This is a genomic window from Paenibacillus sp. RRE4 (assembly GCF_031844205.1).
Classification (GTDB): Bacteria; Bacillota; Bacilli; order Paenibacillales; family Paenibacillaceae; genus Paenibacillus; species Paenibacillus xylanexedens_B.
This window is the reverse complement of the sequence record NZ_JAUZUT010000002.1, coordinates 326,872-351,956: the sequence shown is the minus strand read 5'-3', so window position 1 is coordinate 351,956 and position 25,085 is coordinate 326,872. Positions and strand designations below refer to the sequence as shown.

The 25,085-nt window shown below is 51.5% G+C and carries 21 protein-coding genes; 15 read left to right on the top strand and 6 right to left on the bottom strand.

The window, feature by feature from the left end:
• Positions 1–35: 35 nt before the first annotated feature.
• From Q9R46_RS18575 to Q9R46_RS18555, 5 genes are all read left to right on the top strand, one after another.
• A complete protein-coding gene (locus Q9R46_RS18575) occupies positions 36–1,085 on the top strand; it encodes an ABC transporter substrate-binding protein (RefSeq protein ID WP_311281256.1) in 1,050 nt (349 codons plus the stop codon).
• A 201-nt stretch (positions 1,086–1,286) separates the two neighbouring features.
• Positions 1,287–2,147 carry an ABC transporter permease gene (locus tag Q9R46_RS18570; protein ID WP_240036800.1) on the top strand — a complete coding sequence of 287 codons (861 nt, stop codon included), beginning with the start codon at positions 1,287–1,289 and terminating at the stop codon, positions 2,145–2,147.
• 1 nt (position 2,148) lies between these two features.
• Positions 2,149–2,943, top strand: a complete 795-nt coding sequence (locus tag Q9R46_RS18565; RefSeq protein ID WP_311281255.1) for an ABC transporter ATP-binding protein — start codon at positions 2,149–2,151, stop codon at positions 2,941–2,943.
• Positions 2,944–3,267: 324 nt separating this feature from the next.
• A complete protein-coding gene (locus tag Q9R46_RS18560; RefSeq protein ID WP_311281254.1) occupies positions 3,268–4,446 on the top strand; it encodes a winged helix-turn-helix domain-containing protein in 1,179 nt (392 codons plus the stop codon).
• A gap of 71 nt (positions 4,447–4,517) precedes the next feature.
• A complete protein-coding gene (locus tag Q9R46_RS18555) occupies positions 4,518–5,936 on the top strand; it encodes an MFS transporter (RefSeq protein WP_311281253.1) in 1,419 nt (472 codons plus the stop codon).
• 185 nt (positions 5,937–6,121) lie between these two features.
• Here Q9R46_RS18555 and Q9R46_RS18550 read toward each other — a convergent pair whose 3' ends face one another.
• Positions 6,122–6,277 carry a hypothetical protein gene (locus tag Q9R46_RS18550; RefSeq protein WP_311281252.1) on the bottom strand — a complete coding sequence of 52 codons (156 nt, stop codon included), beginning with the start codon at positions 6,275–6,277 and terminating at the stop codon, positions 6,122–6,124.
• Here Q9R46_RS18550 and Q9R46_RS18545 point away from each other — a divergent pair.
• A complete protein-coding gene (locus tag Q9R46_RS18545) occupies positions 6,276–6,662 on the top strand; it encodes a hypothetical protein (RefSeq protein ID WP_311281251.1) in 387 nt (128 codons plus the stop codon). The two genes, Q9R46_RS18550 and Q9R46_RS18545, sit on opposite strands and share 2 nt — an antisense overlap.
• 70 nt (positions 6,663–6,732) lie before the next feature.
• Here Q9R46_RS18545 and Q9R46_RS18540 read toward each other — a convergent pair whose 3' ends face one another.
• Positions 6,733–7,266 carry a hypothetical protein gene (locus tag Q9R46_RS18540; protein ID WP_311281250.1) on the bottom strand — a complete coding sequence of 178 codons (534 nt, stop codon included), beginning with the start codon at positions 7,264–7,266 and terminating at the stop codon, positions 6,733–6,735.
• Between the two features lie 208 nt (positions 7,267–7,474).
• Here Q9R46_RS18540 and Q9R46_RS18535 point away from each other — a divergent pair, with 208 nt between their 5' ends.
• The 5 genes from Q9R46_RS18535 to Q9R46_RS18515 all read left to right on the top strand — a co-directional run bounded on the left by Q9R46_RS18535 (position 7,475) and on the right by Q9R46_RS18515 (position 16,000).
• Entirely contained in the window at positions 7,475–8,002 is a 528-nt protein-coding gene (locus Q9R46_RS18535) for a DUF6385 domain-containing protein (RefSeq protein ID WP_311281249.1), read from the top strand.
• A gap of 39 nt (positions 8,003–8,041) precedes the next feature.
• Positions 8,042–9,385, top strand: a complete 1,344-nt coding sequence (locus Q9R46_RS18530; RefSeq protein ID WP_311281247.1) for a DUF6385 domain-containing protein — start codon at positions 8,042–8,044, stop codon at positions 9,383–9,385.
• Positions 9,386–9,465: 80 nt separating this feature from the next.
• Entirely contained in the window at positions 9,466–11,919 is a 2,454-nt protein-coding gene (locus tag Q9R46_RS18525; protein ID WP_311281246.1) for a glycosyltransferase, read from the top strand.
• Positions 11,846–13,936, top strand: a complete 2,091-nt coding sequence (locus Q9R46_RS18520) for a tetratricopeptide repeat-containing glycosyltransferase family 2 protein (protein WP_311281245.1) — start codon at positions 11,846–11,848, stop codon at positions 13,934–13,936. Before Q9R46_RS18525 ends, Q9R46_RS18520 begins: the two co-directional genes overlap by 74 nt.
• 78 nt (positions 13,937–14,014) lie before the next feature.
• A complete protein-coding gene (locus tag Q9R46_RS18515; protein WP_311281244.1) occupies positions 14,015–16,000 on the top strand; it encodes a tetratricopeptide repeat-containing glycosyltransferase in 1,986 nt (661 codons plus the stop codon).
• Between the two features lie 88 nt (positions 16,001–16,088).
• On the opposite strand, the gene Q9R46_RS18510 is transcribed toward Q9R46_RS18515, so the two are convergent.
• From Q9R46_RS18510 to Q9R46_RS18495, 4 genes are read right to left on the bottom strand one after another with little or no spacing between them, the layout of a single operon-like run.
• Positions 16,089–16,769: a class I SAM-dependent methyltransferase gene (locus tag Q9R46_RS18510; protein ID WP_311281243.1), complete on the bottom strand. Its 681-nt coding sequence runs from the start codon at positions 16,767–16,769 to the stop codon at positions 16,089–16,091.
• Positions 16,766–18,205 (bottom strand): glycosyltransferase family 4 protein, encoded by a 1,440-nt coding sequence (locus Q9R46_RS18505; protein WP_311281242.1) that lies wholly within the window; start codon positions 18,203–18,205, stop codon positions 16,766–16,768. Before Q9R46_RS18505 ends, Q9R46_RS18510 begins: the two co-directional genes overlap by 4 nt.
• Before the next feature lies 1 nt (position 18,206).
• Complete coding sequence (locus Q9R46_RS18500; RefSeq protein ID WP_311281241.1) at positions 18,207–19,127, bottom strand: glycosyltransferase; 921 nt, start codon at positions 19,125–19,127, stop codon at positions 18,207–18,209.
• Positions 19,127–20,458 carry a hypothetical protein gene (locus Q9R46_RS18495; protein WP_311281240.1) on the bottom strand — a complete coding sequence of 444 codons (1,332 nt, stop codon included), beginning with the start codon at positions 20,456–20,458 and terminating at the stop codon, positions 19,127–19,129. Before Q9R46_RS18495 ends, Q9R46_RS18500 begins: the two co-directional genes overlap by 1 nt.
• 235 nt (positions 20,459–20,693) lie before the next feature.
• On the opposite strand from Q9R46_RS18495, the gene Q9R46_RS18490 reads away from it, so the two are divergent.
• From Q9R46_RS18490 to cydD, 4 genes are read left to right on the top strand one after another with little or no spacing between them, the layout of a single operon-like run.
• The gene (locus Q9R46_RS18490; RefSeq protein ID WP_260989910.1) at positions 20,694–20,828 is read left to right on the top strand and encodes a hypothetical protein; all 135 of its coding nucleotides are present in this window, start codon (positions 20,694–20,696) and stop codon (positions 20,826–20,828) included.
• 4 nt (positions 20,829–20,832) lie between these two features.
• Complete coding sequence (locus Q9R46_RS18485) at positions 20,833–22,248, top strand: cytochrome ubiquinol oxidase subunit I (RefSeq protein WP_311281239.1); 1,416 nt, start codon at positions 20,833–20,835, stop codon at positions 22,246–22,248.
• Entirely contained in the window at positions 22,235–23,248 is a 1,014-nt protein-coding gene (cydB, locus tag Q9R46_RS18480; protein WP_311281238.1) for a cytochrome d ubiquinol oxidase subunit II, read from the top strand. Before Q9R46_RS18485 ends, cydB begins: the two co-directional genes overlap by 14 nt.
• A gap of 1 nt (position 23,249) precedes the next feature.
• Positions 23,250–25,085 (top strand): thiol reductant ABC exporter subunit CydD, encoded by a 1,836-nt coding sequence (gene cydD, locus Q9R46_RS18475; protein WP_311281237.1) that lies wholly within the window; start codon positions 23,250–23,252, stop codon positions 25,083–25,085.

The following is a 25,085-nucleotide window of genomic DNA, read 5'->3' as shown; positions in this document are numbered from 1 at the left end:
TCACATTTTTAACATTTGGAGAGGGGTTCTTACAGATGAAAAAGAAATTTTGGATGTCATTGATGATGGCTGCTTCGTTGATCGTAGCGGCAGGTTGCGGAAATAACGGTGGTTCAGGCTCAGAGTCCCAAGGATCAGACAGTACAACAGGCGGGGATAGCGCAGAAAAATCATATCAGATTGCCATCTCCCAGATTGTTGAACATCCATCGCTGGATGCTACACGTGAAGGATTCATCGCTGCTCTGAAGGATGCAGGCATTGAAGAGAACAAAAACCTTAAGATTGATTATAACAATGCACAGGGTGATTCCACGAATAACCTGTCCATTGCACAAAAAATCGCGGGTGATTCCAAAAACGACCTCGTGCTCGGGATTGCGACTCCATCTGCATTAGCTCTCGCGCAACAAGTGAAGGACAAGCCGCTCTTGTTTGCCGCTGTGACGGACCCGTTGGGTGCGAAGCTTGTGAGTGATATGGACAAACCGGGTGGCAATGTAACGGGTGCATCGGACACGAACCCAGAGGCAATTGTGCAATTGGCTGATTTTATCGCTAAAAATCTGCCAGATGTAAAAACAGTAGGACTGGTCATTAACGAAGGTGAGCCGAATGCAGTTGTTATGGCTAACAATGCTGAGAAGGCTCTGGCAACGCATAACATCAAGTTGGTTAAAGCGCCAGTAACCAATACATCGGAAGTCAAACAAGCGACAGACTCGCTGGTTGGTAAAGTCGACGCATTTTACATTACACTCGACAACTCCGTTGTAAGTGCGGTAGATACGATCATCCAGACGGCAAATAGCAACAAAATTCCGTTCTTCTCCAGTGATCGGGATACGGTAGAGAAGGGTGCCTTTGCAACCGTAGGATTTAAATATTATGATCACGGCTACCAAGTCGGCGAGATGGCTGCGGACATCTTGAAAAATGGAACCAAACCGGGCGATATGAAGGTGACTGTTCCGGACAAGCTGGATCTGATCCTGAACCTGAAGGCAGCCGAAGCTCAAGGCATCACGGTAACGGATGAGATGAAGGCCGAAGTGAAAGATCAGGCAAACAACATTATCCAATAATGAACCGATGAAGCAGCGGCCAGATTGATTTATTGAGTACCTGACAGTAAAACAATACTTCGGTAGATGGAGGTGAGGCGAACGTGCAGGTGGGTTCGCCTCATTCTTTTCAGATAGAGAGATAGACAGGGAGGAAGCAGTGTGAGCATAAGTTGGAATTCCATTGAAGGGGCCATTGAACTGGGACTGTTATATGCACTAATGGCACTTGGTGTGTATATAACGTTTCGCATTCTGGATTTCCCCGATCTTACCGTAGACGGAAGTTTTACTACAGGAGGCGCTATTGCGGCGGTCATGATCTCCAATGATTACTCCCCTTGGCTGGCCTGCTTGGCAGCTATGGCTGGCGGCATGATCGCTGGAGCCCTAACGGGTCTGCTGCATACGAAAGGCAAAATTAACGGACTACTGTCCGGGATTCTGATGATGATCGCTCTGTATTCGATCAACATGCGTATTCTTGGTGCACCGAATAAATCGATTATGGGCGTGGAAACGCCGTTTTCAGGCGAACATGTCATGATCATTATCATTATCGTTGTGCTGGTATTTAAAATCATGCTCGATCTGTTCATGAAAACAGATATCGGACTCGCGCTCCGCGCTACAGGGGATAACAAACGCATGATTCGCAGCTTTGGTGCGAATACGGACGTAACGACCATTATTGGGGTCAGTTTGTCCAATGGACTGGTAGCCTTATCTGGTGCGTTTATTGCCCAGCAATCCGGGTTTGCTGATATTACAATGGGCATTGGCATGATCGTTATTGGTCTGGCCTCCGTCATTATTGGCGAAGCGATCCTGGGTGCCAGAACGGTATTCTGGGCGACGCTGGCAGCAGTTGTCGGTTCCATTATCTACCGGATTGTGGTTGCACTGGCTTTGCAGGTGGAATGGTTTGATACATCTGACCTGAAGCTGATCACTGCCGTTATCGTTATTATCGCACTCGTCTTCCCAACGATGCAGCGTTCGATGAAACAGCGTAGCCTCGCTCGCAAACGGACCGAAGAGCTGATGCGTTCCGGCGGCCAACAGGCAAAGGGGGGCATGTAGCATGTTAGAGATTACACAAGTCACCAAACTGTTCAACCCGGGCACAACGGATGAGAAAACAGCTCTGGTTGGTGTGAATCTGATTATGAATCCGGGTGATTTCGTAACGGTTATTGGCAGTAACGGCGCCGGGAAATCAACCTTGATGAACATTATCTCAGGTGTGATGAAACCTGATATGGGCGATGTGCTGATTAATGATCGCTCGATCAAGAATCTGCCAGAGCATAAACGCAGTAGCTGGATCGGCCGTGTCTTTCAAGACCCGATGGCTGGAACCGCGCCGCATATGTCGATCGAAGAGAACATGGCGATGGCATACAAACGTGGCAAAGGACGCGGGCTCGGCTTTGGTGTGACACGCGCGAGACGTGAGATCTTTAACGCACAGCTGGAGAAGCTTGGCATTGGGCTGGAGAAACGTCCCAATGCCAAGGTGGGCCTTCTTTCCGGCGGTGAGCGCCAGGCGCTCAGCTTGTTGATGGCAACCTTTACTCAGCCACAGATTTTGCTGTTGGATGAACACACAGCGGCGCTTGACCCATCTCGTGCAGAGCTGATTACCGAGCTGACAGAGACACTTGTCCGCGAGATGAGACTTACCACGCTGATGGTAACGCACAATATGGAACAGGCCATTCGCCTTGGTAACCGCCTGATCATGATGGATAAGGGCCGCATCATTCTCGATGTCAGTGAAGAGCGTAAGCGCACGCTCACGGTGCCCGAGCTGCTCGGTGAATTCGAGCGCATTAGCGGCAAGAAGATGGCGGATGACCGCGTGGTACTGGGATAGGCACCAGGGTGCAGGGATGCCTTCTGGAAAAACAGTGCACATTCTTACCCCAAAAGGGTTGAATTCATGTTAAGTGAGATCCGTTATAATGTTGAGAAACAAGGCTCTTTGCGTTATCGCAAAGAGCTTTTTTATGTTATGTTTAAGAGGTTCGAGATGGGTGTAGAGACTAGATATAAGAGATAAGGGATAAGAGTCTGCAGAACCGCTTGAAAGAAAATTGAAAGATGAAAGATACTGGAGAGATACATAAGCCCGACGAGATAGAGCAGATAGCTGATTTATCATATGTCATACATCGAAGCACACAAGGGAGGAACGAGAATGTCTCTGCAATTTGATGAGGGAACCTATACGGTATCTCAGCAAATGGATGCGATTCGCTTGCTGGCGAAGGAGTTTGCGCTTTTGCATTTTCTGTACGAAAACAAAGATAAGGCCTTTACACGCAGTCAACTGCTGGATCGGGTATGGCCGCTAGAATATCCGGTGGAACGAACCGTAGATGATCATATCTATCGTTTACGGAAGAAATTGAAACGCTGGGATGAGATTAGCCTGGATACCGTGAGGGGGTATGGCTACCGACTTGCCTTACGGGAGAACAAAGCGATGTTGCCCTCTAATCCTTCGGTTCATGATCCAGAGATGCAGGAAGTGATTCACGGACTGCTTCGCAAATATCATCTGTTCGGGCAGGGTAATTCCATTCAGATGCTGGTTCATCAGCAGGAAGCGCTTGGGCTGAAGATCGCACCGTACTACCAATTATATATGCATTTTATCCAGGGAGATCTGGAATGGCTGACGAGCACAGATGACTTCCCTTTGGAAGAGCGCCTGTACTGGCTATTAATCTACGTGCATGCTCTCATAGAGCCACCCCAAAGTCTAGAATTATACAAGCTAGCGATTGATTCACCTGTGTTGCCCGCCGAGTATCGTCAGGAACTGCGCATTCTGAATATTATTGATATTTACGCCGAGACGGGTCAGTATCAGGAAGCCAAGAGGCTACTGAAAGAGACATATCAGGTAATGGAAGCAGAACAGTTGACTTATTTTAAATTACCCGTAGGCCTTGCCGCGTTATCGGTTGAACTGTGGGGTGGGGGTGGTGAAACTGTAGAGGAACAATTGGCTGAGCTACGATCTGAATTAAAGGATGCTCCCTACTTGCGAGAAATTGGGCGCTTTCAGGTGATGGAGGGCCTGTGGCTACTTCGACAGGGACGGGTACGAGAGGCAGAACTGCGAATGGATGACGGTCTGGATGTATTAAAAATGTCACTCAATGCTCCGCTCTATCTAAATTCAGCCTATCAGATCCTCCTGTATATGGATCACCATCAAATTGAGGGAAGGCTCCGCAATAAATATCAGCAGATATATACAGAGATCGGTAAGACATATGGTGTTCCCGCATACGGGCAACAGATCGTGAACACCATTCGTCGCTTTTTATTAACGGATTCCGAGTCGTCTGATCTTCCTCTGACATAATGCCTCTATGATTACAGCCAAGGAGCAATCCATTTTACAAGCTGGTTGTAATCAAGGGAGGAAAATCAAGTATGAAGCAACAATCATCAAGGACGGAAGAACACCACTTATCCAATGCAGAGAATCCATCTCGCCCAGCGAACTCATCAAGAAACGACGTATTTCCTTCATCTAAACCAGATGATTCATCTGGTAAATCTGCTACAAAAAACACTAAAAGCCTTTGGGCTAATTTGCGATTTATGCGTCTATTCGTTGCTTATGCACTCGCCACCTTTGGCGACTGGTTCGATGCACTGGCAATACAAGTCATGGTGGCTTACCGCTGGGGTGCTGATCCGCTGATTATCGCGCTGATCCCTGTCTGCATGGCTGTACCGGGCATCCTGTTTGGATCGGTAGCCGGAGCGCTGGCTGATCGACTCCATAAAGTGAGAATCATGATTCTCTGTGATGGCATTACCATCGCACTAACCGTAGGGATTCTATTTGTGCCAAGTCCGGCATGGCTACTACCCCTTCTTGCTCTGCGTGCAATGATGAGTGTATTTCATGTTCCTGCTCAACAGGCGTTGACACGCCAGATCGTGGCGGAGGAGCAACTGTTTCAGGCGTCGTCCCTGAATGGTTTTGTGAATCAATGTGCGAAGATAGCGGGTCCGCTTCTGGGCGCGGTGGTATTAGCCTTTTTCTCTCCGCAAATCTGTATTCTGATCAATGCGTGTGCTCGTCTATTATCGGGCGCTGTGTTATGGCCATTGCGACGTTTGGTGGAGAAGAAGGAACCTGTTATCCAAAGCGGGAATGCCGGTGAAGTTCCGAAGGAACCGGAATCTTTCTTCACGCAGTGGCAGGAAGGCTGGAGGTATTTACGCCGGAGTCGCGCGGTGAGGAATACTATCGTGTTTGGATGTTTGGGCCTGATGTCTATTCTGATGATCGAATATCAATTTTCTACCCTGTTTCGGGGGATCAAGCCCGGTAATGAATCCCTGCTCGGCTGGCTCGGTTCATCCGTAGGAGCGGGAGCGGTGTTTATTATTTTGCTGTTAAACCGATTGCCAAGGTTAGGATACGGGTGGGGGCTTGGGGGCGGTTATTTTCTCATTGGGGCTGGCATTGCAGCACTAGGCTGGGTTGGTCGAGATACATCGACAGCATGGATTATTGTCTTGGGCTTGTGTATTGGTCTGGGTAATGGACTGTTTATGGTTACGATGAATTATTTACTGCAAAAAGAGACCTCTCCTGACTATGTAGGACGTGTATTCGGCATTCAAAACTCGTTATACAGTGTGGTGCTGGTCGCTGCCCCGCTGGCGGGAGGTGCACTCATTCATTCTGTCGGGCCGAGTCCAACCTTTCAAATGATTGGATTGGTTACAGTAGCCATTGGACTTGGGGGCATCTTGTTACAGCGAATGTTATGGTCGATTAGCAGAACTTCTTCGGTAGAGAAGACAGAATCTGCCCAACAAGGAATTTCGTAAAAGGCTTGTCCCATAGCTGGAATGAATGAACTCACTAAAGTCGATGGGAATTCAAAGGAATAAATGGCTGTACCTGATGCTTCTGGCACATTCCACATCTTGGCATATGAAATAGCCGCCTTCGGTATTTATCCGAACGTGGCTATTTCTGTTCTTTGCCTGCACAGAGGCAAGGCTATAGACCATCACACTTCCCACCAAGTGAAATACGTTGTGGAGGCTAACAAACCGGCAACAGTTAGTGATCCGGTGACGGACAGGTTTATGGCCTGACCCGGAGGAATCACGTATTTCCCGAACTCGTTGGATTGAAATGGACCAACTTGCAGAGGCATGGACATGATAGCGGTAGCACCGGATGGGGTTGCTGTAGAAAATCGAACGAGAGCAACACTTGTGTTACTGCTGGAGAGATTGCTGTTTACGGCTGTGAGTGTGCTTGGAGATGAGAGGGTACCGTTTGCACTTAGAGTCATCGTTCCACTGAAAGAAGATAACAAGTTGAGTGCGACAGTAATGCCACCGGACAATCGCGAGACATACAAGGTTCTGCCACTTCCGGCTGGATTGGCGAGTTGCAAAGTGGCTGTTACGCTTCCACCGAGTATACCTAAAGTAGTGGAGTTTGTAGAGCCTGCATTATACAGATTGCCTGTGCTGCCGGCACTGTTTTCGGGTGGAGCAACAATGCCGGGCGAGATGTATGTGTTTGTGTTTGACGTGTAGACGGGTTGGTTCAAGGGATTAAATACATTATTGTTCGGCATGATTTGCACCACCTTTACTCAAATTCATGTTAGAATTCCCACCAAAATAGATTGATAGACCCCACCTGGCTTCCGGTTCCCAAGCTTATGGATAACGATTGACCTGGAGGAACGACAATAGAGCCGTTCAAATCGAGAGCATACAGACCTGCGGTGAGCGGAATGCTTAGAAGGCTGGTGAAGGTACCCCCAAGTGTTCCTGTATTCTGCCTTGTCGTTACGATACTGGTGTTGGCATTGCCTAGCAATGTATTGACGGGTACGGGGGTGCTGCCGACAGTGACGGTTCCGCCGGAATAGACCACAAGTGTGGCTGCTGCTGTTGTGCCCCCTGATAAGCTCGCAATGCGTATCGTTCTGCCGCTTCCGGCGGCATTTAGAATTTGTAGAAGGAGATTTTGGCTCGAAGGAATAGAAACATTGTTGGTTGTCAGGGCAAAAAAACTTCCTGCCGCAGCCGCGCCAGTATCCGGAGCCGCCCCAATTCCCGGAGCCGCGAAGGTATTGGTAAGCTGTGTGTATAAAGGGCCATTAGATTGGTTGAACACATTCGTATTGGTCATCCCACTTAACCTCCTCTAAACAATGAAATAGATGGAGAATAGCTTATGGCCTACGTTATTTCGCCTGTCCTCATTACTAGCATGGTATGTAAAAGGAAGAGAAAGCGTTTGGGATTGCATCCGAATTTTCAAATAACGGCAGATGCCGTGCCCGTATTTCTATTCCGGGCATACGATGCGTAAGCACATTTTTTAAGGGGAAATCGAGATGAGTCGAACAGCCAAGCGAAGCAGGAAGAGAACGAAACCTTCAGCCAAGCGGACAATGAAACCAAAAACTAAATATGTCAGCCGCCGCCCATCCTGTTGTTCTCGCCGCGCCAAACTGCTGAAGCCCCCTTGTTCCCGGATTACCCGTCCCAGGTTCAAACAGGGTGCTTTCTCACGCACGAAACTCCCTGGTGCTACTCACTGTTTTACAGAGCATACCTACACTGGAGCTGAGACAGGTCAGGGTGAACATGCCCTCCCGCCGCAGGATACCTCATCTCTGAGCATGTACAGCTATGGCGTGGTGAACCGCGGGAAACATCCAGCGATCGTTCAAGTTCAGGTCAGCCCGAATGCCGTAGATTATGCGGTGGATAGTCAGGAAGTCATTGAGGGAGGCCAGACGAAGGCGCTGGTTCCCTTGCGATTTCTGCATTATACCCGGCTTGTGCTCCTGCCTGTAAATCCGGCTCAGCCTACTCGGCTTGATGTATATTTTCAGGCACAGCGTATGCTCGTAAGGTAGTTTAATTACACAGATTGTCCAGGGAGGAGGACGAGGCTCATGCCTAACTTTACAACGTTTAATACGAATCCGGATAACCTGAGAACACTGATTTTTGGTCAGGATAGTACAGGTACGGCTCAGCCCGTCAGAACGGATACAAGCGGGAATGTGGTAGGTATCATTCTGGACGGGACAATTAGTAACATTTCAGGTCTGACCACGGTTACGATTAATGCAGGGACAATCACCAACATTCTGAATGGTACGATCACGAATGTACTGGGTGCCACGATTACGGCGGGAACCATCACCAGTGTGCTGGGAGCGACAGTAACAGCCGGGACCCTGACCAACTTGCTGAACGGTACCATTACCAGCGTGCTTGGGGCAACCGTCACTGCCGGAACATTAACCAACCTTTTGAACGGTACAATTACTAGTGTGCTCGGCGCAACGATTACGGCAGGAACGATTAACAGCGTCCTCGGGGCTACCATCACGGCCGGGACCCTGACGAACTTGCTAAACGGTACGATTACCAATGTGCTTGGAGCAACGATCACGGCGGGAACCATCACCAGTGTATTGGGTGCTACGATTACGGCAGGCACAATCACAAGTGTGCTCGGTGCAACGTTGACGGCAGGTACATTAACGAACCTGTTAAATGGTACGCTCACCAGCGTACTTGGCGCGACGATTACCGCGGGTACACTAACGAATTTGTTAAACGGAACGATCACGAATGTCCTCGGCGCAACGATCACAGCAGGTACAATTACGAGTGTGCTTGGAGCAACAATTACAGCCGGAACGATTACCGGTGTGCTTGGTGCTACCTTAACAGCCGGAACGCTGACGAACCTTTTAAACGGAACGATCACGAGTGTCCTCGGTGCAACAGTGACAGCTGGAACGTTGACCAACTTGCTGAATGGTACGCTCACGAGTGTACTGGGCGCGACCATTACCGCAGGTACGTTAACCAACCTGTTGAACGGAACCATTACCAGCGTGCTTGGTGCCACGATTACGGCCGGTACACTGAGCAGCGTTACATCCATCTCCCAAAAAAGTTTTCAAGAGAACCAGCTTATCGGCACGCCGACGGCTAACACGTTTACATCGCTGCCTGCTGTAACAACGAGTGTATTCGGCACATACTCTTTCTTCGTATATAACAGGGGGCCGGGATTGAACAGGGTAGATGCGCAAGTGGAAATCAGTGCTAACGGAACCAACTGGTATACGGATGTAGCTACGGTAACAGGGATTCTATCCGGTTCTGTAGATGTTTTGGTACCTCAACGGTTTCTGAAATACACACGTCTTTCTTATCGCTCGAGTCTGCTTGGTGCACCGAGTACGATTGACGTGTTCTTCAATGGACAAGGCACATAACCCGCTTGGCTGTCATATAGGTACATGGAGTTCACTTTGGTGGGCTTCATGTACTTTTTTTGTATCGGAGGTTAATGGGGATGCAGAACCGGTTACTCGGCATTCATATGATTGTGCAAAATGAAGAGCAGCACCTGCCCCGCTGTCTGGACAGCTTGAAGCAAGCAGGCTTGGAATGGTTCATTACAGATACAGGCTCGTCCGACCGGACAGCTGATATTGCCAGAACATATGGTGCGACAGTGCTACACGCCAGTTGGGAAGATGATTTTGCTAAAGCCCGAAATATTAGCCTGCCCCTGGCAACGACGGAATGGATTCTCTGTCTGGATGCCGATGAGTATGTCATCGAAGGATTGGAACAATTAATGAGTTTTTTGCCAAACGTCCATAAGAGCATCACCCGTTTACGCATCACAATCGAAAATCAATACGGAGAAGGGACGGAGGACAAGATCCTGTCCCATCCTGTACGGCTGTTCCGTGCCCAGCATGGCTATCAGTACACAGGGCGCATTCATGAACAGCTGTTTCGCCAAAACATGGATGACCAAAGCTCTGACATTACCCTAAATAAGCCCCAAAAAAAGATGAGCATACACTCTGATTCACCTGAAATATGTGCAACAGGCAATTTAGCAGACGTAGATGTAGATGCAGACACAGACACAGATGTAAAAGTTGAGCCGCTTGCCCCTTTGCGTCTGGGGCATGATGGTTATCTAGCTACCGTAATCGCCAAAGGGGATAAAGCCAAGCGTAATTTGCACCTGATCGAGCGGGAGCTTGCCGATCATCCGGCAGACCCTTTTCACCTTTACAATCTGGGCGTAACACGCTGCCAACTGGGTGACCCTGGGCAAGCGGCGGAGGCTTTTAGTGAGTCGCTGAAACGAGCCGTATGGCAAGCTCCCTATCGCCCCACCCTTGTAAGAGATTTGGCGAAAGTACTGGTAGAACTGGAGCGTTACGAAGAAGCCCATCTGCTACTTTCCGCAGAAACTCAACGTTACCCTGCATACGCTGATCTCCATTTGATATACGGTGAAGTTCTGGAGCAGCAGGGTTTGCAGGAACGGGCTTATCGTGCCTATGCACGGGCGAGCACCTGTGGCTCCGGTCCGAATGATCACGGAAGGTCTGGCGGCGGAGAAGCCGTGAACAAAGCTTTTTACGTGACAGAAGCAGGCTCTTGCAGTTATCGGGCATATGCATCGATGGCGCGGCTTGCACAGAAACGGGGATTCGGGCAAGAAGCGGTTCGGCTATACGAGCTTGCCCTGGAGCAATTATCTGCCTACAGACCCGCTTGGATCGGATTGGCGGATGCATTGCAGCAACAGGGGCATTCGGATGATTCCATTGCAGGTCAGCTGATGCATTTAGCTAACCGATTACATCAGATCCGTGGAACAGATCATGCAGATCAAATGAACCGGCCGCACCCCACTTTGGAAAAGGAAACAGAGATCGTGCTGATTCATATGCTCTATGCCCTCGCTAATTGCGGAGCGTATAAACAGGCATTACTTCTTCTGGGTGGTGAGGCATCCCATATTCATGTTCCAGTAGGTGATCAACTTCACTGGATGTTGTGTGCAGGCCAAGTTACAGATGCATGGGACCTCGCTCAGAGTAGCTGGGGAGAAGCGGATAGAGAGGAGCATAAACAGATTTCTTTCCCGTCTGTCATCACGTCAGGAGTTGAGGATGATGCTGATATGAGCCTTCAATCGGATGAGCGAAGTGATTGGGCGCTAGCATGTTGGGCGAGTGGCAGGCGTTTGACTTCATCCTTCTTGGCTAAAGTATCTCCTCTGGAGAGGGGAATGTGGAAGGTAGCGGACCGGTTACTGTTTGAGTATAAGCCTGGAACTCTATCGGCTGGTTCTTCTAGACCTCCTGTACCTGCTGCATCGGATAGGCAACTTCTGCAATGGAGCGAACCTGTGCAAATGATGGCAAGGCAGTTAGTGGCTCGTGCGATCCAAAGCGGGCAGTTGGTCATCGCACAGCAGTTGCATGAGCGCTTGGCTTGTATCATGTCAGATCCTGAGAGGACAGAAACAGCAATTCGGCGGAATTATGCGGGTCTGTTGCATCGGTATGGATACACGATGATTGCTGCCGAGATGCTGATTCAGTGTATGACGGAAGGAGAATTGGATGCGGAAGGGCTGTTCTGTCTGGGCGAAACGCTGTACTCCAAAGGACATTTGGAGCAAGCACTGTCGCTCTTGGAACAGGCACTGGAGCAAAAGCCGGATTTCAGTGAAGCCCGTGTTGGAGCGGCTATCTGTTACTTGCAAATGGCCCTCGGTTTAATTCATCAGGAACGGAATCGTTCTTCCGAGGTTAGAGTACTTGCGAATCAGCAGCTGGCTTTGGAACAGCAGTTGCGAACAGCGGAGGGGATACCTTGGCGGACAGTATATCATGCAAAAGAAAGGAGGAATCACCATGCAGGCACATCAGCATCAGAGACAGCGGAGTCAGGCCGAGCGGATCTCTCTGTGCATGATCGTCAAGGATGAGGAAGAGATGCTGCCACGTTGCCTTGAAAGTGTGCGGGGTGCGGTGGATGAGATCATTGTAGTAGATACTGGATCATCTGATCGCAGTGTGGCCATTGCGCAGGAGTATGGCGCGTCGGTCGTTGAGTTTGAGTGGTGCGATGATTTTGCCGCGGCACGAAATGCTGGCCTGGAGCGGGCTTCCGGCGACTGGATTCTCTTTCTTGATGCGGACGAGGCGCTGGAAGCGACAGCTCGGGAGCAGATCAGAAGCTGGACGGAAGTCAGCGGCTGCGACGGATTGTTTTTAAACATTCATAACTATACGGGTTCGGGTCAGCAAGGCGCGACGGTCAATCCGGTGCTGCGTTTGTTTCGCAATCATCCCGAGCATCGGTTCAAGGGTCGCATCCATGAGCAGATTGCGGCGGCGATCTGTGAGCGAGATCCGGAGGCTGCGTTTCATATCACGGATATGGTGATTCACCATTACGGGTATCAGACGGTGGTTGTGGAGCGCAAGGACAAGGTGAATCGCAATGTGCGTCTACTGCAGCAGGCGGTGGTGGAAGAGCCGAATCAACCGTTCCATCACTATAACTTGGGCGTGGAGTATTTGCGTGTGGGTGAAGCGGAGCAGGCACTGGATTCATTCGGCAAAGCGCGGAAGATGATTGACCCTGCCGTGACCAGCTATGCTCATTTGCTGTTGAAATACGAAGTCCGCTGTCTGGAGCATTTGCAGCGCTGGCAGGACGCACTGGAGCGTGTGGACGCGGCGCTGGAACTTTTCCCGGAATACACAGATTTGATGCATCATCGGGCGATATGTGCAGATGCTGTGGGGGATACAGAGGCTGCAGAGATATGGCTTCGTAAAGCCGTTCGGCAGGGGCCTCCTCCAGCGATTTTCCACACTGAAGAAGGAATGGGCACATACCAGACATGGTACACGCTGGGCCGCTTGCTGGAAGGAAAGGCCGATCTTGAAGGAGCGGTCGATGCTTATGTGGAAACGGTGCGGGCAAAATCCAGCTTGGTACCGCCGCTGTATCGCCTGTTTCGAATTATGCGCGTATCAGGGCAGGAAGGGCAAATTCCGGCGGTGATCGAGTCGCGTTTTGCCCTGAGTTCGGAGGAGGCTTTGTCTAAAGTACTGGGTATTCTGGAACAGTGCCATTGTTACGATGCTGCGCTTGAATTGCTTGGGGAGTTAACGTCTGCTTCTTCCGGCGAGCAACGGGAGAAACGTTCGGTGGCTGAGGCCGTTCTGCATGTAAAACGAGGGGACTGGAGTAGCGCGCGTTTGAAACTCGAAACGGTGAAGCGAAAAAGGGGTCCATTTGCCCCTATGGCTGCCCGTTGGCTTGAACGTTTACGATGGCTGGATGGGAAAGAGGGGCAGGAAACAAGCGGACAGGATGCTTTTACCCGTTGGCTGATGCACAGCTCACAGTTAGGCGAGGGCAGAGAGAGTGCATCTGAGGAAAAGTCGGGGTCTACAGGATGGGGAAAGGCTGTAGTAGAGATGGGAAACAGATCGAAAAAGGAGAATGTAGCTGGACTTGAGAGTGTGGCGGACTCTGATCATGCAGGGCTGTATGAGGGCTGGCAAGCTCTCGGGCTAATGCTGGAAGGGTGTGTCCAGTCTGGAAGATGGCAGGCGCTGCATGGATTGATTCAACGGGGACGTCAGCTGCTGGATGCAGGTGGTGGAATCATGGGAAAAGGTTTGGAAGAGGAAAAGTATGCCGGAAGTAAGCCGGAGCATGAAGAAAATCGGGTACAACAATCCGAGAGTGAGCGTACAGATGCCAAAGAAATATCGGCTAAGGAGCCTTTCGCAGGAGCCTTGGATACGTTGAGCGGAACAGGAGGGTTGGTTCAAGGCATGGTGAGTGCAGCTGATCGCCATCTGGCGCAACTTACGTCTGATACGGAACAGGTGGAGCCTGGGAAAAGGCAGCGCCGTTCATACTGGCCTGTCATTCAGCATATTCGGCTGGAGTTGCCTGGAGCAGACGGATTCGAGGGCTGAGTCGGAAGAGCGGCGGACAATAAATGGAAGGCGAAGGATCAGCAGGGAGGGTTTTGACGGAAGGAGGGCAGGGTGCGGGTGAAGGAAGGTATCAGCTTATGTATGATCGTGAGGGATGAAAGCGAATTTCTGGAACGTTGTCTGGGTTCTGTACGTGAAATCATAGACGAGATCATTATCGTGGATACAGGTTCGGCTGATGATTCCGTAGCTATTGCTCAGCGATATGATGCAACGATCATTAGTACAGAGTGGAATGGAGACTTTAGCCAGGCGCGTAATCTTTCGCTCGCTGCCGCGAGTTATTCATGGATTTTGGTACTCGATGCCGATGAAATGTGGATGCATACGTTATGGACAAAGTCAGAGTTGCTGGAATGGCTCGAAGCGGGGAGTGAAGAGGTCTGGGGGTATTGGGTTAAGGTGACGAGTCTGCTGGGTATTTCAGGCGAAGAACGTGTAACGGACGAGGTGTGCCGTTTATTTCGAAATGACCCCCGAATTGCTTTTCGTGGAAGAATCCATGAGGAAGTCGCTTCTTCCATTCTCGCATTGATGCCGCAAGGGATTCGTCATTCGGACATCGAGGTTGTTCATTACGGTTATTTGGATGAGGTCATTGCAGCTAAGCGAAAAGATGTGCGTAACATGAGGTTGATCCGGCTGGCTCTGCAGCAGACAGCAGATCAGCAGGAACTGCTCTATGCGCTGGCTGCCGAGTGGTTTCAGCAATCGAAGTATGATGAAGCACTTCGATTGCTGTTGCCGCTGCTGGCACAGCTTGATCCGACGTGTGGATATCATTCGGATGTGGTGTTAAAAACAGCTTATACGTGGAGAGAATTGGGGCAGCTCGAGCTGGCGCTCTCTGTGGTGGAGACCTGGGTAACGGTGTATGATGATTTCCCGGATCTGCTTGAACTTGCCGCGGTGTTGGAACTGGATCAGGGCCGGGCAGATCGTGCATTAGAATGGTTAAAGCAGGCGAAATCCGCTGCATCGACAGCAGTGCGGTATACCTCGGTGTCCGGTGCCGGAAGCTACCGCAGCCTAACGTTGGAAGGCATGGCACATGAGCAGGATGGCCGCTGGGCAGAAGCGGAAGCATCCTATACGGAAGCGCTGGGCATACAGCCCGGCAACGGGGCGGCATGGCAGCGAATGCTACTCCTTGGGGCAGCCACGGGACGGCCGCAGGCCATTGCTGGCGTAGCCGAGGGGGGGAGCTTGCCGCTAGCGGCGTGGCAAGCACTGGTCTCGGTAGCGCTGGCTGCGCATCGGCCGGAATGGCTGCTGCGCCATGCGGGGGCGCTGGGCCCGGCGCAACGCGGGAAGCCGCTTGCCGAGGGGCTGGCGCTGGCCCAGATCGGCGAGGATGCAGCCGCGAGCACGGCGCTGCGGCTGTGGGTAGCGCATGCGCAGCATGGGCCAGAGGCTGCGCTGGCACTGTGGGCGCTGGGCCACAAGCAGCGTGAGCGCGGCGTGCCCGGGCGTGCGGCGGCAACTCGCCAGCAGGCAGCCGTGCCGGAGGTGGCGCGTGCTGCAGAGGCGCTGCTGCAAGGCGAAGGCGCGCCGGCGTGCGGCACTCCGAGCAGCATGGCGCTACCCGCGCAAGCGCTCGCCGCCGTGGGCGCCTGGCCCGCATGGCTGCGCCTGCTGCAGGCCCTGCCGCCTGGCGGCGCGCTGGCGCTGCTCGCCGCGCTCCCGCCTGCGGCCCGCTGCGGGCTGCTGCGCGCGCCCGCTCACGTCCGCGCAGGGCTGCTTGCGCTATGCGGCACGCCTGGCGGCGCGCAGCAGCCCTGCGCGGACGAAGTGCCCGCCCCGGCGCTCGCAGCGCATGCGCTCCTGGCGGGCACGCTCGCGCTGCTCGCCGGGCGGCAGGGCCTGGCGCGTGATTGGGCCGATTACGCGGCCCGGATCACGGCACGGCATGCTGCCGCCCAAGGCCGCCCGGCGAAGGCACCGCCGCCGGGCCTGCAGACCCTGCTGCGCCTGACGGAATCTGGCGCAGCCCATGCCCCAGCCTACCAGCAGCAGTGCAACATGCTGCTGGTGTACCTGTGATCCGGCGTACCCATGGCGCCGGATGCCCCGGGATGCCCGGCTTTCAGCACAGCAATTGATGTATTAATGGCGTGCGGGACTAACGTCTCTATCCTTTTTCCGCCTTGCATATCACAGCCCTGAAGCAGCGGATGGGCGCGCCATACATCTCCGAGGAGATGGCGTCGGCAGGTTCTTCCACGGTTAACTTATCTTCAATCGTCAGTCCTGTGACAGCCATGATCGTTTCCAGTAGATCCGGTCGCATCTCGGGTACATCAAACGTGGCGATTAATTGTCCGTTTGGCTTCAACACCCGGGCGAATTCGCGAAAAGCCCGTAGCATCGTGCCCGTGTCCAGATGCTCCAGAACAGAGATGCAGAATATGCGGTCAAACTGCTCGGGACGATATGGAAGCTGCGCCAGATTGGCCTGAGCGCGATGAAGCCGGGTGAGGTAATGTTCGGGCAGATGGAGAGCCGCCTGTTCGCCAAAATCAGCCGCAATATCTAGACGAATCGCCTCTTCCGACAGGATGCGTTCATCCCAATCACATGCGTGAACTTCGCGGCAATGCTCCGTGAGCCAAAATTTGAACGGGTGCGAAATGCCGCAGGCTGCATCCAGTACCACGTCGCTTGAACGTGCAAATTGCTTTGCCCACTCATACTCATAAGGACGGCTCCACCAGGCGGGATGAAGCGGGAAAACGAGCGTGTCTGTCTTCGGATCGCTTTGCCGGATGTACCTTGATTCCATCATTGACGTGGTGTCGGGTGTGTCCATCATGTTTGAATCGCCTCCTTCAATCCTGTTTCAGCTAAAAAAGATTCCAGAACCCTGCTCCACCGGCTACGCCATATGGACAGATCATAAGACAGTGCGGTTTCGCGCGCATAGATGCCAAGCCGCTCCCGCGTGGCGCGATCCTGAACGAGCCTGATGAGCGCGGCAGTCAATGCCTGCTCACCCGGAGGCACGAGCAATCCGTTGAACCCATCCTGAATCAGATCATTGAGTCCCCCGACATTGGAAGCGATAACCGGAAGACCGCAGCTCATCGCTTCCAGGCATGCGTAGGAGGTTCCCTCCGAGAATAACGTAGGTATAACAACGATATCTGCCTGATGGTAAGCGTCACGAATATCTTTGAAATCGTACGTATGCTGGTGGATGCGGGCCGTATGCGGATGTGTACGCTGCCAATAGCGAAAGGCTCTGCCTACCGTACTGCCTTCGACCAGTTCCCCGGCAAATTCAACCTCCACATCCGGAAAAGCCCCCAGCAGCTTATCTGCCGCAAGCATCATAGGAATGATACCGCGCTCGCTACTGATGCGGCGGGGATACAGAATGCGGATTGGACGTGGAACTGACACAGGCACAGCGTCATTCGTATGATCGTGACCTTGATGAGAAGGAGGTTCGGCAAATTCATTTTCGAAAGAAAAAGCACCTACACCGGAGACTTCACCCTGCTCTCGCTTAAAACTCTTCGTTCTGGCTTTTTGCCCTGAACTGCGATCTAAATCTGAATCATTAAGGCCTGCTGTATGATGATCTGCAACATCCCCTCTGTATTCCTTAACAAGAATGTCTTCATGTTCAGTCTGGAGTGGCAAATCTCTTTTCCATGCCGTCATCCATTCCTCTTCATGCTGCGGTGTGAGCATCCTGCTTGGCGGAGCAGGGATGAAATAAGAGGTGTCCACTGCGTTGGGAATCAGCACAATTTGTTCTGAATCGGTGTACGTACAAGCTGCCCGGCAGAAGGTCTGGAAATGGGAGTCTACCGAAACGATGCGAACCAGTCCGTCCAGCGCCAGCTGAATGTGATCGGCAACCTGGCGTTTCGTCTCAAGCGGCAGGCGGGGGCGATCCCAATTAATTCCATGACATATCCCGAGGCTGCCAGGTTTATAGGTAATGGGTTGCCAGAGGCAACTGGCATAGATGATTGGACCGCGGGCTGCTGCGGCCATCCGGTCAAAGGCTTCCGGTACATTTTCCATGTCGTAATCGTAACCATAGACGTCAATCTGTTCGGTTCGGGTCTGGAATGCTTCGAAATAGGACAGCTGGTGCACTTCCGGAATATGTCCGAGTCCGCGGATGACACTGCATAGATCGAGAATATAACGTTCCAGTCCGCCGCCAAATACCCGGCCAAACTCCCGGTTGTAACCATCGGTAAAACTATGGGTCAGGATGCTGACCACGCCCATATTACGACTCCTCCTTCCAAGGGAGCAGGCGCGGTTCAGGGTCCAGAATGGACTCATACTGCGCTGGGTTACCCCATTCCCCATGCGGATCAATCCGTTTGTACCGTAAATATTTGCGTACCCGATCCTCCAAACTCCCTGCCCAGCCGAGATGCTGAACTTTCAGTTCCGTGCACACCCCTGGCAACACGGTGCAGGACAGGGGGAGACGAGCAACATGGTGATTCTGTTGCGGATAAAAGTAAGGATAGCCCGGCATGTAACGGACAAGGGAGGCGGTGTGACGTTTGTGCATCGACCACAGCTCATCATCCCGATAATGTGTTCGGCAACCCCACATATCGTAGAATCGGAAGGCAAACCAGTCTGCATAGTCCTGATCAATGAGTTTACGCATTGCCTTTTTGGCTTCAGCACTGTATAGTTCATCGGCATCTACCGATAGAAGCCAGTCTGGATCTGTACTGACGGCTGCTTGCCATAACGTGTTGCGAAGGCGCCATTCCTCGGCAAATAGCGGCTTCTCCAACACGTCCAGACGTACGACTTTTGGGAAAGCTCTGCATATTTCCGGTGTTCCGTCTGTACTGGCATCATCCACGATGACGATTTCATCCACGAATTCACTCAGATCTTGCAACACTTCTTCCAGATACCGTCCTTGTTCATTACGTACCTGAAGCATGGCAGTCAGCTTGTTGTTTTTATTTTTGCGTACCCGACGTACGGGAGAGTTTTGTTCGTACGCGTCTACCTCTACATCACGGCTCGCGGGGGAGTTCGTTTCTTCTTCGATCCGCGAGTTAACGATGCGATGAACTTGACTTGAGGCGCCTTGGGCTTCGGAATTCGAAGGCGTTTGAAGCGAATCATGCATAACGGGCCTACTTCCAGGGGTTCTGCGCTTCTTCGGATCTATCATTAAGGCACCTCCCCAAGCAACTGCTGTACGGCTTGATCCAGCAACTCCAGTTCCATAATCCGGGCCAAGGCCTCTTCATCCTCCGCAGCTGTCTCCAGAAACAGCCTTACCGCACCGTGGCGTTCGCCTCGAAGAGCCAGTGCTGTCCCGGATAGTTGTCGATATTGCAGAAGGCTGGTTGCATCCTGAATATCACTGGCATGAACGAGCGCAAGCGCATCCTCCACACACTCTGTTTCCTGATAGATACGGAACTTCCAATGCCTTGCCGTTTCCCCGCCAAGCTCATCCAGAACGCGCAGAGCACTGCCATAATCATCATTGATACGCAGCAGTTCTGCGCGAACCAACTGTTCTTCTCCGGCTTCAAGCCAGCGGCACAATTGCTCATAATGATGACGTTCTTGCTCGTTATTTGCACTGATGCCAAACACCTGCAGAGCTTCTTCAACCTGACCTGATCTCGCATAGATGGCGGAGAGGAACCGGTAATGGGACACCACACAATCCTGCCTTCCGTTGATGACAGCATGAGTGAATGCTTCCTTGAGCGAGGCGGCGGCACGGGAATCTTCCAGTAAATACTCATATGCGGACAGAAGAAACGAGATGGTTTCATGAGCGCCTGTTTTGGCTCGAAGCTGTCTGTAGTAGTCGGCTCGCACACGACATTGAAGCGTGGTAATGCGGTCTGGTTTACCAGTCAGTGCCTGCTGAAGTGCATGCATAAAAAATATCTCATAATCCCGCAGTGGAATACGTGTACCGTCATATTGGATGTAACCGGCTGGTGAAGTGTCTTCTCCCCCTAGCCAGATGGCACGGGTACCTTGGAAGAGCAACTTCATATACCGGGTTTCCGAGGATGTGGCGACCAGATCGGCAATGCCGACAAGTCTGGAGATACTGCTCTCCCAGAGTGGAGATGATGCTTCGTCTCCTACCGGTTCAGGCAATAGTGCAATACATATTTCCGGTTGTAGTGAAGCTACAGCCATGAGCCAGTATGGATGTGCAACGATTGCAGCTGTGTGAGGTTCCTGTAGTCGTTTCTCCGCTTCCGCAAGGGAGATTACTTGAATGGCCTTTGGCAATTCCTCATCCTCAGCTGTACGGCTGCTGACATAAAAGATCGTACCTTCTTGAGCTGCAAATAGAGCAGCGATGTCCGGGTAAGGGAAGGATGACCAGCCTCCTTTTCGCGGGAAAAGCACATACTGGACTGCAATGTCTGTGGACACAGACAGATCGGTGGCTGCCTTCTCCAAGTGCTCTTCATGCTTTGGTTTTGGCTTTGAAGCAGTATCTGTTAATGATTCCGCATGTTCCATCTGTAACTCACCACACTTTGACAAGGGATTTTTGGTATGTAAAAAAGCCGTTGCAGCACTTCACATATCTCCGTCTGACACTAACATATGGGCATTTGTCTCCAAACATGAACAACTTCCAAGAATACATGCAACAGTTCAAGACAAAACAGGCCGCGGGCATGTGGGTTAGATAGGCTTAATTTTATCTATTGTGTGACCAAGGTCACTTTTTTTCGCAGGGGAGGTGGGTATTGTGATAATTCTCACATGTGAGTTGTACGTAATCTGGCACAATACGTTCATCAACGTATTTGGAGAACAGACAGCGAAGATGAACGCTTCAACGCCACTTACGTATCTTGCTAAAGCGAACAGAAAGAAGGGGTAAAGGTATGGATCCGATTATGTTATCGCGTATCCAATATGCACTTACAACGATTTTCCACTTTTTCTTCGTACCGCTGTCCATCGGCCTTGTGCTGCTAGTTGCGATTATGGAGACGTTGTATGTCATGAAGGGAAAAGAGATTTACAAAACGATGGCGAAGTTTTGGGGCAAGCTGTTCCTGATCAATTTTGCCGTCGGTGTGGTCACCGGTATTTTGCAGGAGTTCCAGTTCGGCATGAACTGGTCGGAGTATTCCCGGTTTGTCGGCGATGTCTTCGGTGCTCCGCTGGCGATCGAGGCTTTGCTAGCATTTTTTATGGAATCCACATTTATCGGTTTATGGATATTCGGCTGGGATCGTTTGTCCAAAAAAGTGCATCTGGCCTGCATCTGGCTCGTGTTTGCCGGTACATTCCTGTCAGCGGTGTGGATTCTGGCAGCGAACTCGTTTATGCAGCATCCCGTTGGGTTCGCCATCAATAATGGCCGGGCGGAGATGAATGACTTCTTTGCACTCATTACGAATGGACAGTTTCTCGTTGAATTCCCGCATACCATTTTTGGTGCGTTAATGACGGGAGCTTTTGTGGTGACGGGCATTAGTGCTTACAAGTTGATGAAAAAACAAGACGTGGACGTGTTCCGCAGATCCTTCAACATTGCCGTTATTATCGGGCTTGTATCCTCGCTGGGAGTGGCTTTCTCGGGACACTTTCAGGCGCAATATCTGGTGGAGACACAGCCGATGAAGATGGCTGCAAGTGAGGGCACATGGACAACAACCGAAGATCCGGCACCGTGGACGGTCATTGCCTCCATCGACCCGGAAAAGCAGGAGAATTCGGGTGAAATCAAAATTCCTGGATTGCTTAGTTACCTGTCTTACAGTAAATTCTCAGGCAGTGTTAAAGGCATGAAAGAACTGAATGCCGAGTATCAACAAACGTACGGACCTGGCGACTACATTCCGCCTGTACGCACGACGTTCTGGAGCTTCCGTGTCATGATTGCTGCAGGCGGCTTGATGATTCTGCTGGCGATGTACGGAACATATCTGGCTTGGCGCAAGAAGCTGGAAGTGGCGAAACCATGGTTTATGCGTCTGATGGTTTTTGCCATATCCCTGCCGTTTATCGCCAATACAGCAGGCTGGATTATGACCGAGGTTGGCAGACAGCCATGGACGGTATTTGGATATATGACAACCGAAGCCGGTGTATCGCCTAACGTTTCAGCAGGCATGATTTTGTTCTCCACAATTGCCTTTACTGCGGCGTATACGGTTCTGGGCATCGTGATGGTGTATCTGTTTGTACGCAAAATCAAAGCAGGCCCATATGCCGTTGATAAGTCAGAAGAGCATGATGAGCCGGCCGATCCGTTTGGTGTAGATGGGGGGTATTCCGTTGTTACTAAGTGAGCTGTGGTTTGTGCTGATTGCCGTATTGTTTATCGGGTTTTTCTTCCTTGAAGGATTTGACTTCGGGGTGGGTATGTCTACAGGGCTGATCGCCAAAACAGATCGTGAACGTCGTACATTAATTAATTCGATTGGCCCGTTCTGGGATGGAAACGAGGTCTGGCTGCTGACCGCGGGCGGTGCCATGTTTGCAGCCTTCCCGCACTGGTACGCAACGCTGTTCAGCGGATTCTACCTGCCGCTGGTGGTTGTGTTGCTCTTGTTGATCGGACGCGGAGTTGCCTTTGAATTCCGCAGTAAAATGAAACAGCAGCGCTGGCGTAGAACGTGGGACATCATTATTTTGGTGGCAAGCGCCTTGCTGCCATTCCTGTTTGGGGTCGTTTTTGCAACGTTGATGAAGGGCCTGCCTATTGATGAGAACATGCAGATGCATGCCGGTTTCCTGGATATCGTGAATCCGTACACCGTTGTAGGCGGCTTGAGTGTAACGTTATTGTGTCTGGTTCACGGGCTGTTATTTGTTTCCCTGCGTACCGTAGGTGAATTGAGAGAACGGGCACTACACATGGCGAAAAAGGTAATGATACCGCTGGTTGCAGTGCTTGCGATATACGCATTATTGACCTATCTGATGACTGACGTATTCACAGTTCGCGGCTGGGCACTCTGGATTATGGTTCTGCTGGGTGCTGCGGCGCTGGCTCTTGCGGCTTACTTCATTCGTCAGCAACGAGAAGGTTGGGCTTTCGGGATGACAGGTGCGGTTATTGCCATTGCCTTTGCCTCCGTATTTATCGGATTGTTCCCACGAGTTATGGTAAGTTCCATCAATTCGGCATTCGATCTGACCGTATATAACGCAGCATCAGGACCTTATTCATTAAAAGTGATGACTATTGTTGCGTGCACCTTGTTGCCGTTTGTGCTTGGATATCAGATCTGGAGTTATTATATTTTCCGCAAACGTCTGAACGAGCAGCACCACCTGGAGTACTGACATGGGACGCGGGCTAATGAAGCTGCCGGGCATCCGGCCGGTACTCGCACTGGCATCTGCATTGGTGTTGTTGCAGGCGATGACGATTATTATGCAGGCCAAATGGCTGGCACAGGCGATTACGGCGTTGTTTGAAGGTGCCACGGTTTCGTCACAGTATCCGGTGCTGCTGTTGTTTCTGGCTGCTTTTGCTGCCCGCTATGCCTTGTCATTCTGGTTACAGCTTGTTACTACGCGGTATGCAGAAAGAACCGGAACCGATCTACGTAGACAGATGACGGAACAATGGTTCAGGCTCGGGCCGCGTTATGCCAAAACAGAAGGTACGGGACATTTGGTGACGCTGGCACGTGAAGGGGTTTCCCAATATAAAACGTATCTGGAGCTGTTTATTCCGCGTATGCTGGGCATGGGATTCATACCTGTTGTTGTTCTGCTTTATGTATTCAAACTGGATACAATGTCCGGTGTGATATTAATGCTAACGCTACCGATCCTGATCGTGTTTATGATCCTTATTGGTCTGGCGACTCAGCGCAAGATTGACGGACAGTTCAAGTCCTACAAGGCGCTGGCCAATCATTTTGTGGATACGCTGCGTGGGCTGGAAACGTTGAAAACGCTGGGTCAAAGCAAAACACACGAAGGCTCCATCATGCAAGTAAGCCAGCGATACCGAAAAGCAACCATGTCCACACTGCGCATGGCCTTTTTATCCTCATTTGCGCTGGATTTCTTCACCATGTTGTCGGTTGCGTCCGTTGCGGTAGGTCTCGGACTCCGGCTTACGGAAGGACAGATGTCACTGTTTCCTGCCCTAACCGTTTTAATTCTAGCACCAGAGTATTTCCTGCCCGTACGCATGTTGGGTGCAGATTACCACGCGACTCTGGATGGCAAGGAAGCCGGAGAAGCAATTAATCAAGTGATTGCACGAGGCAAGGCCGCAGAACAGCGCGAAAAGGATGCCTATGCAAGTGTAGTGGATCAGTCAGGGGGATTGGATGAAAATGGATCTGTTTCCCCTACGCAACTGCGAGTGGTATTTAACCGGGATAAACATGGGATGCAAGATGCGGCGACCGCAGCGTCTTGGGGAGAGCATAGTCGGTTAGCACTGACCAATATTCAGGTTAGGCACGAAGCGGAGGGAGCATATTCCCTTCAGGATGTTACTTTCCAGCTGAAGGGTCTTGGGAAAATCGGAATCATTGGCGCTAGTGGGGCGGGAAAATCAACGCTCATCGATGTTCTCGCAGGTTTTCAGCTTCCAACAGCCGGACAAGTGCTGGTCAACGGGAAGCATCTGACCCCGGAACTGCTCCGAGACTGGCGCAGCCAGACGGCAGCGATCCCGCAGCATCCGTATATTTTCAGTGGCTCGATTGCGGATAATATTCGTTTTTACAAGCCAGAGGCATCGGATGCGGAAGTGGCTCAAGCAGCACAGGTAGCGGGGCTGACAAAGCTATTGTCATCTCTGGCAAGTGGGCTACATGAACAGATTGGTGCAGGGGGCAGACAGCTCAGTGGCGGTCAGGAGCAACGTGTGGCGCTCGCAAGAGCTTTGCTGAGCGAACGCAGCGTGCTGCTGCTTGACGAACCTACCGCGCATCTGGATGTGGAGACCGAATACGAACTGAAACAGACGATGCTACCCTTGTTTGAAGGTAAGCTTGTCTTTCTGGCAACGCATCGTCTGCATTGGATGCCGCATATGGATCGCATTATTGTCATGGATGGCGGTACGGTAGCGGAGACAGGTACACATCAGGAACTGCTTGCACGAAAAGGGGTATATTATCACATGATTGAAGCGCAGATGGAGGCGATATGA

Coding starts and splice junctions, on each gene's coding strand:
- Q9R46_RS18575 (WP_311281256.1), top strand. CDS start 36: ATGAAAAAGAAATTTTGGATGTCATTGATGATGGCTGCTTCGTTGATC.
- Q9R46_RS18570 (WP_240036800.1), top strand. CDS start 1,287: ATGGCACTTGGTGTGTATATAACGTTTCGCATTCTGGATTTCCCCGAT.
- Q9R46_RS18565 (WP_311281255.1), top strand. CDS start 2,149: ATGTTAGAGATTACACAAGTCACCAAACTGTTCAACCCGGGCACAACG.
- Q9R46_RS18560 (WP_311281254.1), top strand. CDS start 3,268: ATGTCTCTGCAATTTGATGAGGGAACCTATACGGTATCTCAGCAAATG.
- Q9R46_RS18555 (WP_311281253.1), top strand. CDS start 4,518: ATGAAGCAACAATCATCAAGGACGGAAGAACACCACTTATCCAATGCA.
- Q9R46_RS18545 (WP_311281251.1), top strand. CDS start 6,276: ATGATAGCGGTAGCACCGGATGGGGTTGCTGTAGAAAATCGAACGAGA.
- Q9R46_RS18550 (WP_311281252.1), bottom strand. CDS start 6,277: ATGTCCATGCCTCTGCAAGTTGGTCCATTTCAATCCAACGAGTTCGGG.
- Q9R46_RS18540 (WP_311281250.1), bottom strand. CDS start 7,266: ATGACCAATACGAATGTGTTCAACCAATCTAATGGCCCTTTATACACA.
- Q9R46_RS18535 (WP_311281249.1), top strand. CDS start 7,475: ATGAGTCGAACAGCCAAGCGAAGCAGGAAGAGAACGAAACCTTCAGCC.
- Q9R46_RS18530 (WP_311281247.1), top strand. CDS start 8,042: ATGCCTAACTTTACAACGTTTAATACGAATCCGGATAACCTGAGAACA.
- Q9R46_RS18525 (WP_311281246.1), top strand. CDS start 9,466: ATGCAGAACCGGTTACTCGGCATTCATATGATTGTGCAAAATGAAGAG.
- Q9R46_RS18520 (WP_311281245.1), top strand. CDS start 11,846: ATGCAGGCACATCAGCATCAGAGACAGCGGAGTCAGGCCGAGCGGATC.
- Q9R46_RS18510 (WP_311281243.1), bottom strand. CDS start 16,769: ATGATGGACACACCCGACACCACGTCAATGATGGAATCAAGGTACATC.
- Q9R46_RS18505 (WP_311281242.1), bottom strand. CDS start 18,205: ATGGGCGTGGTCAGCATCCTGACCCATAGTTTTACCGATGGTTACAAC.
- Q9R46_RS18500 (WP_311281241.1), bottom strand. CDS start 19,127: ATGATAGATCCGAAGAAGCGCAGAACCCCTGGAAGTAGGCCCGTTATG.
- Q9R46_RS18495 (WP_311281240.1), bottom strand. CDS start 20,458: ATGGAACATGCGGAATCATTAACAGATACTGCTTCAAAGCCAAAACCA.
- Q9R46_RS18485 (WP_311281239.1), top strand. CDS start 20,833: ATGGATCCGATTATGTTATCGCGTATCCAATATGCACTTACAACGATT.
- cydD (WP_311281237.1), top strand. CDS start 23,250: ATGGGACGCGGGCTAATGAAGCTGCCGGGCATCCGGCCGGTACTCGCA.